Below are 12,320 nucleotides of genomic sequence, written 5' to 3' on the forward strand. Positions count from 1 at the left end.
CCTCGATGTCGATCAGCGCGTGGGCTTGCCGCGCTGGCCGCCCAGCAACGCGGCTTGCGGCGCCGGACGGCGGCCGCGCGCGGCGGGATCCCGTCCGGTGCGCGGCTGTACCGCGTGGCTGTTGCCATTGGCATTGCCGCCAGCACGATTGCCGTCGACATCGCCACTGCGGTTGCCGTTGCTATTGCCGTTGCCGCCTGCGCGGTTGCCATTGGCATCGCCGCTGCGATTGCCGTTGGCCGCAGCGCGGTTGCCGTTCGCCTGGCCATTGCGCGGGCTGCCTTGCCCGGCGCGCTGGCCCTGCGGCGCACGGCGCTCGCCATCGGCCGGAGCCGGGCTGCGGGCTTGCGGGGCACGGGCCGGGCGTTGCTGGCGCTCGCCCGCATCCGCCGCCGGAGCACGGCCGCGCGGCTGGCCACCGCCGGCAGGCGCGCCGCGGCCACGGCCGCCGCCATTGCCATTGCCCTGCCCCTGGCCGCGTGCCTGCCGGCCCTTCTGGATCGGCTCGGCCGGAATGCTCGGATCTACCTCGAAGCCCGGCAGGACGGTCTTGTCGATCTCGCGCTTGATCAGCCGCTCGATGTCGCGCAGCAGGCCAGCTTCATCCACGCAGACCAGCGAGATCGCCTCGCCCTCGGCGCCGGCGCGGCCGGTGCGGCCGATACGGTGCACATAGTCCTCGGGCACGTTGGGCAGGTCGTAGTTGACGACGTGCGGCAGCTGGTCGATATCGATGCCGCGTGCGGCGATATCGGTGGCCACCAGCAGGCGCAGCGTGCCGGCCTTGAACTCGGCCAGTGCGCGCGTACGTGCCGACTGGCTCTTGTTGCCGTGGATCGCAAGCGCCGACAGGCCTTCCTTGTCGAGCTGCTCGGCCAGCCGGTTGGCGCCGTGCTTGGTGCGGGTGAACACCAGCACCTGGTGCCAGTCGTTCTCGCGCACCAGGTGGGCCAGCAGCTCGCGCTTGCGCTCGCGGTCCACCGGGTAGACGCGCTGCGCCACGGTTTCGGCCGTGGTATTGCGGCGAGCCACTTCGATGGAGGCGGGATTGTCGAGCAGGCGGTCGGCCAGGCCACGGATCTCGTCGGAGAAGGTGGCCGAGAACAGCAGGTTCTGGCGCTTGGACGGCAGGACGTTGAGGATCTTGCGGATGTCGTGGATAAAGCCCATGTCGAGCATGCGGTCGGCTTCGTCCAGCACCAGCATTTCAACGTGCGAGAGGTCGATGGTGCGCTGGGACAGGTGATCGAGCAGGCGCCCTGGCGTGGCCACCACGATATCGACGCCGCGCTTGAGCTGTTCGATCTGCGGGTTGATGCCCACGCCGCCGAACATCACCATCGAGCGCAGCTTGAGGTACTTGCCGTAGTTACGGACGCTTTCCTCGACCTGCGCCGCCAGTTCGCGCGTCGGCGTCAGCACCAGCGCGCGCACGGGCAGGCGCTGTCCGCGCGCGGGTTCGCGGCCGGCCGGGGATTCGGACAGCAGTTGCAGCAGCGGCAGCGTGAAGCCGGCCGTCTTGCCGGTGCCGGTCTGCGCGCCGGCAAGCAGGTCGCCCCCCTTGAGGATGGCGGGAATCGCCTGCGCTTGAATCGGGGTCGGCGTGGTATAGCCCTGTTCGGCCACGGCACGCATGAGCTTGTCGGACAAGCCAAGTTCGGAAAAAGACATGAATTGACGCTTCGGCCGCCCTTTGCGCATGTGGTGCGCCAATCGCGGGGGCGACGTGAGTGAGAAAACCGAAAACCGGAAAAAAGCGACCGGCGAAACGAGGCGACTGCCCCCGCCTCTTTAGGAGGAAAGACCGCTAGTGTACCAGCCTGGCGCTTTCACGCGCGCCGAAGGGCCCAGGTGCCGCTGCGCTATCATGGCAGCCAGCCACGCCCGGGCCCCGCCTGGCCGTGCCCCCGCGGGCACGGGCAAGTGCGGCCCGGCCCCGTCCTTGCCCCCGGATGACGTCACAATGCGGTTCAGGTTCATCGAAGACCAGGAAGTCACACTCTTTACGGCCATCCCGGTAGGGATCGTCGCCGCCATCGTCACCACCCTGTTCAAGGAAGCGCTGGACGCCAGCGGGTATGTGATGTTTGGTACGGACGCGGATATCGTCACCGTGTTCGCCGGGCTGGCGCTGGTCTGGCGGGTGGCGATCCCGACGCTCGGGGGCGTGGTCGCGGGCTTGCTGCTGATGGCGGCGGCCAGGCTCAACGCAGCCCAGCCGGGCGTTTCCGACTATATGGAGGCAGTCGCCAGCGGCACCGGGCGGCTGCCGGTTCGCATCACCCTGCTGCGCGCGCTCTCCTCGTTCTGCTCCATCGTCACCGGCAGCTCGGTCGGTAAAGAGGGCGCGATGATCCAGCTCGCCGCGCTGTGCGGCTCGCTGTTCCCCTCGGCGCGCGGCCGCGCCAGCCCCGATGGCGACACCAACCTGCGGCGCATGCTGACGGCCTGCGCCGCGGCCGCCGGGCTGGCCTCCGTCTATCACACGCCGCTGTCAGCGGCGGTCTTCGTGGCCGAGGTGGTGTTCGGCGCGGTGGCGGTGCAGCGCCTGATGCCACTGTTCCTGGCCTCGGTGGCGGGCACCGTGGTCAGCCAGCTGCACGGCGGCCTGCAACCGCTCTATCCAGGCCTGAACGTGCCGTCCGATCTGCTGCACCCACCGATGCTGCTGGCCGCGGCGCTGCTGGGCGTGCTCGCGGGGGTGTCCGGCGCCCTCTTCATGCGTGCCTCCAGCCTGGCCAAGGGCGCCTTCGCCCGCATGCCCGGCGGCCCGGTGCCGCGCCTGGCGCTGGGCGGCGCCCTGGTGGGTGTACTGGCGATGGGGGTGCCGGAGGTGGTGGGCAATGGCTATTCCACGATCCAGTCGATCCTGATGGCACATCCCCTGAGCGTGTCCCTGGCGGCGGTGCTGCTGGCCAAGCTGCTGGCCACCGTGCTCAGCATGGGCTCGGGCGCGGTAGGCGGCGTATTCACACCGTCGCTGTTCGTGGGCGCCGCGCTCGGGCAGTTGCTGGCGCCCGCCGTGCCAGGGGGCATCGGCGCGCCGCTGCTGCCGCTGGTGGGCATGTGCGCCTTCCTGGCCGCCACCAGCCAGGCGCCGCTGATGTCGGTGCTGATGGTGTTCGAGATGACGCTGGCACCGGCGCTGCTGCTGCCCGGCATGATTGGTGCGGCGGCGGCCTATTACACCGCCTCGCGCTGCCAGACGTTGTCCTTGTACAGCGTGGTGGCCGAGCGCACCCAGGCCTCGGCGGCGGCCGCGCGCGCGCGCGCGCTCACGCTGGCCGGGCTGTGCGAGCCCACCGATACCACGATCGGTCCGGACGCCACGCTGGAGCAGGCCAGCGACAAGTTCGCCGAGACCGGCACGCGCTACCTGTATATGGTGGGGTCCAATGGCTGCCTGCTGGGCGCGCTGTCGATCCACGCCGTGCAACGCGCGCTGCGCGAGCGGCCGGATGCCGACCTGCTCGCGCTGTGCGAGCGTGACTTCCCCGCGCTCACCCCGGAGTCGCACCTGCCCGACGCCTTGGGCCTGTTCACCCATCATGCACTCAACCGCATCCCGGTGATTCGCGATAGCGGCGGGCGCGAACTGATGGGTACGGTCTCAAAGCGGCGTGTGCTGCAGGAAGCATCCGGGCTGTTCTAGTATCCTGAATCTGAAATTCGTTGAAAAAATAAGTGTGCCGACAAGGCGTGCGAGCCTAGGAACGAAGCGCAGCAAGGCTGGAGCCTTGCGAGCATTTGTGACGACGGATCGCGCGTCTTGTCGGCACACTTATTCAACGAATTTGTGATTCAGGATACTGGCCAGCGCGGGCTGCGGGCGAGCGGGTAGAATGCCGGGTTGCCTGGCCTGTGCCGCCCCTCTCCGTCCAACGCGGCGGTACGGTGCGCGTAGACTTGGCTGATGCGCTGCCTGCCGCGGATGTCCGTTGGCTGGCATTGCCGCCGGACAACCCCGGGCAACCCCCGGGCAACCCGATTCGCCTTCGTTTCCCGAACCGTTTTTCGCCGGAGCCTCCATGCCAGCCCACCGTGCCGCGCGCCCTGCCCGATTCCTGCGGACCACCCTGCTTGCCGCATCGCTCGCCATGGGCGCCGCGCTGCTGCCGGCCACGGCGCAGGCGCAGCAGCCGTTGCGGGTGATTCCGGCCGACGCGGCAAAAGCCCGGCTGGTGCTGGCCGCGCCGTCGCCCGGCGCGCCGCAATCGGCAACGCTGGACGGCAAGACCGTTGGCGTGGCGCCCGGCCTGCGGCTGTTCGGCACCGACAACCAGTTGCTGCCCATTGCGGTGCTGGCCGGCCGGAAGCTGCCGGTGCGGTTCAAGCTCGACCTCTACGGCCAGTTGCTGACGGCCTGGATCCTGACCGAACAGGAGCAGAAAGCAGCGCAATGATCGTCGTCCGGGCCGCGGCAAGGGCCGTGGCTCCCGGATTTGTTTCGTCTCCATCAAACCCTGATGCCCCCAGGTCAACCACTGAGATCGGCACCATGAAAAAAGTCTTCGTCAAAACCTACGGCTGTCAGATGAACGAGTACGACTCGGACAAGATGGTCGACGTGCTCCACGCCGCCGAAGGCCTGGAAAAGACCGACAACCCCGAAGATGCGGACGTGATCCTCTTCAACACCTGCTCGGTGCGCGAGAAGGCGCAGGAGAAGGTGTTCTCGGAGCTGGGCCGCATGAAGGCGCTCAAGGCGCTCAAGCCGGATCTCGTGATCGGCGTGGGCGGTTGCGTGGCGAGCCAGGAAGGGGCCGCCATCGTCAAGCGCGCGCCCTATGTCGACGTGGTGTTCGGCCCGCAGACGCTGCACCGCCTGCCCGCCATGATCGACCGCAGCCGCCAGACCGGCCACTCGCAGGTGGACATCTCCTTCCCCGAGATCGAGAAGTTCGACCACCTGCCGCCGGCGCGCGTGGAAGGCCCGAGCGCCTTTGTCTCGATCATGGAAGGCTGCTCCAAGTACTGCAGCTACTGCGTGGTGCCGTATACCCGCGGCGAGGAAGTCTCGCGCCCGTTCGAGGACGTGCTGGCCGAGGTCGCCGGCCTGGCCGGGCAGGGCGTGCGCGAAGTCACGCTGCTGGGACAGAACGTCAACGCCTATCGCGGCGCCATGGGCGGCACCAGCGAGATCGCCGACTTCGCGCTGCTGATCGAATACGTGGCCGAGATCCCCGGCATCGAGCGCATCCGCTACACCACCAGCCATCCCAAGGAATTCACGCCGCGCCTGATCGAGCTGTACGAGCGCTGCCCGAAGCTGGTCAACCACCTGCACCTGCCGGTGCAGCATGCGTCGGACCGCATCCTGATGGCGATGAAGCGCGGCTACAGCGTGCTGGAGTACAAGAGCATCATCCGCAAGCTGCGCGCGCTGCGCCCGGACATGTCGCTGTCGTCGGACTTCATCATCGGCTTCCCCGGCGAGACCGAGGCGGACTTCGACAAGCTGATGGCGATGATCGGGGAGATCGGCTACGACACCTCCTTCTCCTTCATCTTCAGCCCGCGCCCCGGCACGCCGGCGGCGAACCTGGCGGATGACACGCCTTACGAGGTCAAGCTCCGGCGCCTGCAGCACCTGCAGGCCACCATCGAGGAAAACGTGCAGCGCATCAGCAAAGCCATGGTCGGCTCGGTGCAGCGCATCCTGGTGGAAGGCCCGGCTCGCAAGGATCCGACCGAGCTGCATGGCCGCACCGAGAACAACCGGGTGGTGAACTTCGCGCTGCCGGGCGTGCCGCAGGAGCGGCGCGACCGCATGGTCGGCGAGATGGTGGAGGTGGCCATCACCGAAGCCTTCCCGCACTCGCTGCGCGGGGAAATCGTAGTACGCCAATAATCCAGGCCGGATTGCGCCCACGGGCGCAGCGCAAGAAGCCGCCACGCGTTCCCAGATGAAAATCCCTTCAGCCGAATTCGTCGCCCCCAAGGACGACAACACCCGCCTGCAGAACCTGTGCGGGCCGCTCGACGAAAACCTGCGCCAGATCGAGCAGGCGCTCGACGTCACCATCCAGCGCCGCGGCCACCGCATGACGGTGCGCGGCGCCTATGCCCGCGACGCCGCTGCCGCGCTGGAGCGCTTCTACAACGGGGCCCGCACCGCGCTGTCGATCGACGACGTGCAGCTCGGCCTGGTCGAGGCGCGCCAGGTCGCCGCGCACGGCGCCTATGTGCCGGAGGGCGCGAGCGACGCCGAGGCGGACGCCTTCGACGACGAATCGCCCGTGCTGCAAACGCGCCGCACGGGCCTGCACGGGCGCACGCCGATGCAGCGCGACTACCTGCGCAATGTGCTCTCGCACGACCTCACGCTCGGCATTGGCCCGGCCGGCACCGGCAAGACCTACCTGGCCGTGGCGTGCGCGGTGGATGCCCTGGAGCGCGACTCGGTCAAGCGCATCGTGCTGACGCGCCCGGCGGTGGAAGCCGGCGAGCGGCTGGGCTTCCTGCCTGGCGACCTGGCGCAGAAGATCGATCCCTACCTGCGCCCGCTGTACGACGCGCTGTATGACCTGCTGGGTTTCGACCGCACGCAGAAGATGTTCGAGCGCCAGATGATCGAGGTCGCGCCGCTGGCCTATATGCGCGGGCGCACGCTGAACCACGCCTTTATCATCCTGGACGAGGCGCAGAACACCACGCCCGAGCAGATGAAGATGTTCCTGACCCGGATCGGCTTCGGCTCCAAGGCCGTGATCACCGGCGACACCACCCAGATCGACCTGCCGCGCGGCCAGAAGAGCGGCCTGGTGGAAGCGCAGCACGTGCTGCGCGAGGTGCGCGGCGTGGCCATGACCCGCTTTACCAGCCTCGACGTGGTGCGCCATCCGCTGGTGGCCCGCATCGTCGATGCCTATGACGAATATCACGCCCAACACCGAGACGCTTGACTGAACGCAACATCGTGAACGCAAAATCCTCCCCCGCCAGCCTGATCCTGTTCGACGCCAACGGCCGCGCGCGCAAGACCCAGGCGCACGCCGTGCGCGTGCAACTGCCCGACGGCCGCAGCATCACCGTGGACCTGTCGCAGGCCGCCGACGGCGTGCTCGCGCTGCTGGCCGAGCACACCGACGACCGCCAGCAGGCCGGCCTGCTGGTGCGCCCTGACAACCACGACGCGCTGTCGGTGGCCGTCACCGCCACGCCCGCGGTCACCACCACCGGCACGCCCGCCACCCCGCCGTCCCTGGAACTCGCGCTGCAGTACGGCGAGGGCGTCAAGGGACGGCTCGGCCTGCCGACGCTGCGCAAGGTGCAGACTTGGGCCAAGTCGGCGCTGTACGCCGACGCCACGCTGACCATCCGCTTCGTCGGCGAGGAAGAAGGCCGCAGCCTGAACCGCGGCTATCGCGGCAAGGACTACGCCACCAACGTGCTGACGTTTGCTTATGCCGAGCATGAGTCCGACCCGGTCAGCGGGGATATCGTGCTGTGCTGCCCGGTAGTGGAGCAGGAAGCGCGCGCACAGAACAAGCCGCTGGAGGCGCACTATGCGCACCTGATCGTGCACGGCGTGCTGCACGCCCAGGGCTACGAGCACGAAGACGACGCGCAAGCCGAGGAAATGGAGGCGATCGAGACCGAAACGCTGCAGGCGCTCGGTTTCGCCGACCCCTACCAGGAGCGCGGCAAGGCCGCCTGAACCTGGCCCGCAGAGCGGCGGACAGCGCACCTTGGTGCGCTGCGCCCCCTCCTGTCACGGATTCCAAACTCTTTTGGTGTATCCTTCCTGCGATATCCACCACGCGCTCGCCGCGCCATGAACGACCCTTATCCCAGTTCGAAGTCAGCCGACCGTCCCCGATCCCTGCTCGAACGGCTCTCGGATTTCATCTCTCCGGAGCCCGACTCACGCGCTGAATTGCTCGAGGTGCTCCAGGATGCGCATGCGCGCAACCTGATCGACGCCGACTCGCTCTCGATGATCGAGGGCGTGTTCCAGGTTTCCGAACTCACCGCGCGCGACATCATGGTGCCGCGCGGCCAGATGGACACCGTCAATATCGCCGACGCACCGGAAAGCTTCATTCCCTTCATGCGGCAGACAGCGCACTCGCGTTTTCCTGTCTATGAAGGCAGCCGCGACAAYGTCATCGGCATCCTGCTGGCCAAGGACCTCTTGCGGTACTACACCGACGAGGAGTTCGACCTGCGCGAAACCCTGCGCCCGGCGGTGTTCATCCCCGAGTCCAAGCGCCTGAATATCCTGTTGCGCGATTTCCGCATCAACCGCAACCATATTGCCATGGTGGTGGACGAGTACGGCGGCATCGCCGGCCTGGTCACCATCGAGGACGTGCTGGAGCAGATCGTGGGCGACATCGAGGACGAATTCGACCTCGACGAAGACCACGACAACATCGTGCAACTGCCCGATGGCAGCTGGCGTGTGCATGGCCTGACCGAGATCGAGCAGTTCAACGAAACCTTCGGCACGCAGTTCTCGGATCACGACGTCGACACCGTGGGTGGCCTGCTGAGCAACCACCTGGGCCACGTGCCGCATCGCGGCGAAGTGGTGGTGCTGCCGCCGATTCGCTTCGAAGTCCTGCGGGCCGACGCCCGCCAGGCACACCTGCTGCTGGTGCGCCGCGAAGCCCCCCTCAGCCCGCCCGACGTGGACGGCGCATGAAGCGCCTGCTCCAGGCATGGCCCGGCGCCGCCAGCGCCGGCCGCGACGACGCGCGCGGCGCGAGCCTGCCCCGCCTGTTGCTGGCGGCGATCCTGGGCGTTGCCCACACGCAGGCCTACGCGCCGCACACCTGGTGGTGGCTGCAACTGCTGTCGCTGGCGGGGCTGGTGGCGCTGGTCGCCGACGCGCCCCGCACCCGCAGCGCGGCCGCTACCGGCTACGCCTTTGGCCTGGGCTGGTTCCTCTCCGGCGTGTGGTGGCTCTATATCAGCATGCACGTCTATGGCGAGATGCCGGCCTGGATGGCGCTGCTTGCCGTGCTGCTGCTCAGCGGCGCCATCTCGCTCTATCCGGCGCTGGCCGCTGCCACCTGGCACTGGCTAACGGCGCGCCGGGCAACGGCAGCTCCGCGCACGGCCGCCCTGGCGCTGCTGGCGCCGCTCGCCTTCGGCGCGGCCTGGGGCATGTCGGAATGGCTGCGCGGCGTGGTCTTCACCGGTTTTCCCTGGCTGTCGAGCGGCTACGCCCATACCGATGGCCCGCTGGCCGGCTTCGCGCCACTGGTGGGGGTCTACGGCATCGGCGCGCTGGCGGCGACGGTGGCCGCATTGCTGGTGGCAGCGGTACGCGGCTTCGGCAGTGCCAACCCCGGCGGCAAGCGTGCCGGCGCGCTCGCCCTGGCGGCAGCCGTGGCGCTGCCGCTGGGTGGCGCCGCGCTGGTGCCGATCGCCTGGACCACGCCGGCGGGCAAACCCATTTCGGTGCGGCTGCTGCAAGGCAATGTGGCGCAGGACATCAAGTTCGAGCCGGCCGGGGTGCAGCGCTCCCTGGAGTTGTACCGCGACCTGATCACCGCGACCCCGGCCGATCTGGTGGTCACGCCCGAGACCGCCTTCCCGGTGATCCTGCAGGACCTGCCGGTGGACATTGCCATGGCAGTGCGCGACTACAGCGTGGCCAGCGGCAGCACGGTGCTGTTCGGCGCCGCCGGTGCGGATTCGCCGGTCGATTTCACCAACAGCGCGTTCGGCCTGGGCCCGCTGACCGAACGGCTGTATCGCTACGACAAGCACCATCTGGTGCCGTTCGGCGAGTTCATCCCGCTGGGTTTCCACTGGTTCGTGGACATGATGAAGATGCCGCTCGGGGACTTCCGCCGCGGCGGGCTGGACCAGGCGCCGCTGCCGGTGCGCGGCATCATGGTGGCGCCCAATATCTGCTACGAGGATCTGTTCGGCGAGGAAATCGCCGAGACCCTGCGCAGCCAGCCGGTGCCCGCCAATATCCTGGCCAACGTGACCAACCTGGCCTGGTTCGGCGACACCATCGCGCTGGACCAGCATCTGCAGATCTCGCGCATGCGCGCGCTGGAAACGCGCCGGCCGATGCTGCGCTCGACCAACACTGGCATGACCGCGGTGGTAACGCCCGACGGCGTGGTAGCCGCGCGGCTGCCGACCTTCACCGTCGGCACGCTCACCGCCAATGTGCAGGGCACACAGGGCTTCACTCCCTATGTGCGCTGGGGAAACATGCCGGCACTGGCGGCCTGCCTGCTGGTGCTGGCGCTGGCGGCCTGGCGCCGCCAGCGGGGCTGACGGCGGCCGGCTTCAGGCGGCGGCTGCGCCCGCCGCTACCGCCACCAGGGCAGCGGCAATCATCACCGCAATGGCGACGAGATAAGGCTTGCGAGAAAGAAGCGTCATGACCGTTGTCCCCTGGAAAATTGATTCTGACGTTTGCGGCTGTGATGCACGGCTCTGCTTGATACTCGATACTGTATGCAAGAACTATGCAAGAACACTAACGAACAGTATCCGGCAGACCTTTAGCGGGCCTGGTGTTTACCCAATTCGTTGCAAAACGCCGACACCACATCCCAGCCGCGCTGGCGGGATTGGATAGCGTGACGCGCGCAAGGGCCGTGCCGATGGCGGGCACGGCAAAAAAAACCGATAGAATTCAGGGTTTGGCACGATCTTCGTGAGGCGCCGCGGCAACCTGGCCGCCCGGCGCCCGCCTTTGCCTGCTTGCTGGCCTGTGTGCAGGCCCTTACTAGTCTTAGTCTTCGCCTATGCTGACCTTCCAACAAATGATCCTCACCCTGCAGGCCTACTGGGACCGGCAGGGCTGCGCACTCTTGCAACCCATCGATCTGGAGGTCGGCGCCGGCACCTCGCACGTGCATACCTTCCTGCGCGCGATCGGCCCGGAGCCGTGGCGCGCAGCCTATGTGCAACCGTCGCGCCGCCCCAAGGACGGGCGCTATGGCGAGAACCCCAACCGCCTGCAGCACTATTACCAGTACCAGGTCGTGCTCAAGCCGGCACCCGAGAACATCCTCGAGCTGTACCTCGGTTCGCTGGAAGCGCTGGGCCTGGACCTGAAGCAGAACGACATCCGCTTTGTCGAGGACGACTGGGAGAATCCCACGCTCGGCGCCTGGGGCCTGGGCTGGGAAGTGTGGCTCAACGGCATGGAAGTGACGCAGTTCACCTACTTCCAGCAAGTGGGCGGCATCGACTGCAAGCCCATCACCGGCGAGATCACCTACGGCATCGAGCGCCTGGCGATGTACTTGCAGAAGGTCGAGAACATCTATGACCTGGTGTGGACCGAGTGGGAAGAGAACGGCAAGACGCGCCGCCTGACCTATGGCGACGTCTACCACCAGAACGAAGTGGAGCAATCCACCTACAACTTCGAGCAGAGCAACGCCGAGGTCCTGTTCCGCCACTTCGCCGAACATGAAGCGGAAGCCAAGCGCCTGATGGGCGCGGCCGAAGCCGGGCCGGACGCGGAGCAAACCGCACCGGCCGACGCCGCCAGGCGCCTGCCGCTGCCCGCCTACGAGCAGTTGCTCAAGGCCGCGCACACCTTCAACCTGCTGGACGCGCGCGGCGCGATCTCGGTCACCGAGCGCGCGGCCTATATCGGCCGCATCCGCAACCTGTCGCGGCTGGTGGCCCAGGCCTATTACGACTCGCGCGAAACGCTCGGCTTCCCGATGTGCGATCGCGAGGCTGCCGCATGACGCGCGCGGCGCGCAGCGTGCTGTGCCGAGGCACTGCCCTGGCGATGCTGGCCCTGGGAGCGCACGGCGCCGCCCAGGCCACCGCCCTCATGCCGAGCCCGCAGGCGCTGTACCTGCCGGCCGACCTGTCCAATGTGTGCGAGGCCAATCCGCAGGCCTTGCAGCAGGCCATCGACCGGCACTGGCATGGCGCCTTCGGGCCAAACAACTCGCTGGACCAGTGGACCCAACTGGTACGCACGTTCTCGTGCGACCTGTCGGGCTCCAAGGACCTGGGATGGCATCGCGTGCCGCTGCGCGCCTATGAGAGCGCGATCCGCTACCCGCTCACGTGGACCGAGACCGAGACGGTGAACGGCCGGGTACGCCGCCAGATCAAGACGTACTACTCGGCCGCGCAGTTGCCGCCCAAGATCGATTTCTGGGTGAGCGGCCGCATTGACGAAATCCGCTACGACAAGCGCCTGCGCCGCCTCGATGCCCGCTTCTTCGCACCGCGTTCCGCCCCCGACGGCCGCGGCGGCAGCACGGACACCGAGTGCGCAGTCACCACGCTGCAATTCCGCCAGCAAAACGGCCTGTGGCTGTTGTCCGGCGTAGAACCTACTATTGCACCGCGCTGCTAAAGGGCCGCGC

General features: G+C 67.8%; 10 protein-coding genes. 9 read left to right on the forward strand and 1 reads right to left on the reverse strand.

Features of this window, described 5'->3' with window-relative positions; genetic code table 11:
• Positions 1–12: 12 nt before the first annotated feature.
• The gene (locus AC1DQ3_RS10560) at positions 13–1,671 is read right to left on the reverse strand and encodes a DEAD/DEAH box helicase (RefSeq protein ID WP_477120140.1); all 1,659 of its coding nucleotides are present in this window, start codon (positions 1,669–1,671) and stop codon (positions 13–15) included.
• 292 nt (positions 1,672–1,963) lie between these two features.
• Between AC1DQ3_RS10560 and AC1DQ3_RS10565 the strand changes: the two genes are divergently transcribed.
• The 9 genes from AC1DQ3_RS10565 to AC1DQ3_RS10605 all read left to right on the forward strand — a co-directional run bounded on the left by AC1DQ3_RS10565 (position 1,964) and on the right by AC1DQ3_RS10605 (position 12,310).
• Entirely contained in the window at positions 1,964–3,652 is a 1,689-nt protein-coding gene (locus AC1DQ3_RS10565) for a ClcB-like voltage-gated chloride channel protein (protein ID WP_477120141.1), read from the forward strand.
• 376 nt (positions 3,653–4,028) lie between these two features.
• On the forward strand, positions 4,029–4,403 hold the full coding sequence (locus AC1DQ3_RS10570) for a hypothetical protein (protein ID WP_477120142.1): 375 nt from the start codon (positions 4,029–4,031) through the stop codon (positions 4,401–4,403).
• A gap of 95 nt (positions 4,404–4,498) precedes the next feature.
• Positions 4,499–5,851, forward strand: coding sequence for a tRNA (N6-isopentenyl adenosine(37)-C2)-methylthiotransferase MiaB (gene miaB, locus AC1DQ3_RS10575; RefSeq protein WP_477120143.1), 1,353 nt, complete (start codon positions 4,499–4,501; stop codon positions 5,849–5,851).
• A gap of 55 nt (positions 5,852–5,906) precedes the next feature.
• Positions 5,907–6,905 carry a PhoH family protein gene (locus AC1DQ3_RS10580; protein WP_477120144.1) on the forward strand — a complete coding sequence of 333 codons (999 nt, stop codon included), beginning with the start codon at positions 5,907–5,909 and terminating at the stop codon, positions 6,903–6,905.
• Positions 6,902–7,660, forward strand: coding sequence for an rRNA maturation RNase YbeY (gene ybeY / locus AC1DQ3_RS10585; protein WP_477120145.1), 759 nt, complete (start codon positions 6,902–6,904; stop codon positions 7,658–7,660). Before AC1DQ3_RS10580 ends, ybeY begins: the two co-directional genes overlap by 4 nt.
• A gap of 117 nt (positions 7,661–7,777) precedes the next feature.
• The gene (locus AC1DQ3_RS10590; RefSeq protein WP_477120146.1) at positions 7,778–8,650 is read left to right on the forward strand and encodes an HlyC/CorC family transporter; all 873 of its coding nucleotides are present in this window, start codon (positions 7,778–7,780) and stop codon (positions 8,648–8,650) included.
• Positions 8,647–10,248 carry an apolipoprotein N-acyltransferase gene (gene lnt, locus AC1DQ3_RS10595; protein ID WP_477120147.1) on the forward strand — a complete coding sequence of 534 codons (1,602 nt, stop codon included), beginning with the start codon at positions 8,647–8,649 and terminating at the stop codon, positions 10,246–10,248. The genes AC1DQ3_RS10590 and lnt overlap by 4 nt, the downstream gene beginning before the upstream one ends.
• A 476-nt stretch (positions 10,249–10,724) precedes the next feature.
• On the forward strand, positions 10,725–11,684 hold the full coding sequence (glyQ, locus tag AC1DQ3_RS10600; protein WP_477120148.1) for a glycine--tRNA ligase subunit alpha: 960 nt from the start codon (positions 10,725–10,727) through the stop codon (positions 11,682–11,684).
• Positions 11,681–12,310, forward strand: a complete 630-nt coding sequence (locus AC1DQ3_RS10605) for a hypothetical protein (RefSeq protein WP_477120149.1) — start codon at positions 11,681–11,683, stop codon at positions 12,308–12,310. Before glyQ ends, AC1DQ3_RS10605 begins: the two co-directional genes overlap by 4 nt.
• Positions 12,311–12,320 lie beyond the last annotated feature (10 nt).

Source organism: Cupriavidus sp. 01T418 (assembly GCF_056398885.1).

What these genes read in the sequence shown, in the direction of transcription:
- AC1DQ3_RS10560 (WP_477120140.1), bottom strand. Translation starts at nt 1,671, where the DNA reads ATGTCTTTTTCCGAACTTGGCTTGTCCGACAAGCTCATGCGTGCCGTG.
- AC1DQ3_RS10565 (WP_477120141.1), top strand. Translation starts at nt 1,964, where the DNA reads ATGCGGTTCAGGTTCATCGAAGACCAGGAAGTCACACTCTTTACGGCC.
- AC1DQ3_RS10570 (WP_477120142.1), top strand. Translation starts at nt 4,029, where the DNA reads ATGCCAGCCCACCGTGCCGCGCGCCCTGCCCGATTCCTGCGGACCACC.
- miaB (WP_477120143.1), top strand. Translation starts at nt 4,499, where the DNA reads ATGAAAAAAGTCTTCGTCAAAACCTACGGCTGTCAGATGAACGAGTAC.
- AC1DQ3_RS10580 (WP_477120144.1), top strand. Translation starts at nt 5,907, where the DNA reads ATGAAAATCCCTTCAGCCGAATTCGTCGCCCCCAAGGACGACAACACC.
- lnt (WP_477120147.1), top strand. Translation starts at nt 8,647, where the DNA reads ATGAAGCGCCTGCTCCAGGCATGGCCCGGCGCCGCCAGCGCCGGCCGC.
- glyQ (WP_477120148.1), top strand. Translation starts at nt 10,725, where the DNA reads ATGCTGACCTTCCAACAAATGATCCTCACCCTGCAGGCCTACTGGGAC.
- AC1DQ3_RS10605 (WP_477120149.1), top strand. Translation starts at nt 11,681, where the DNA reads ATGACGCGCGCGGCGCGCAGCGTGCTGTGCCGAGGCACTGCCCTGGCG.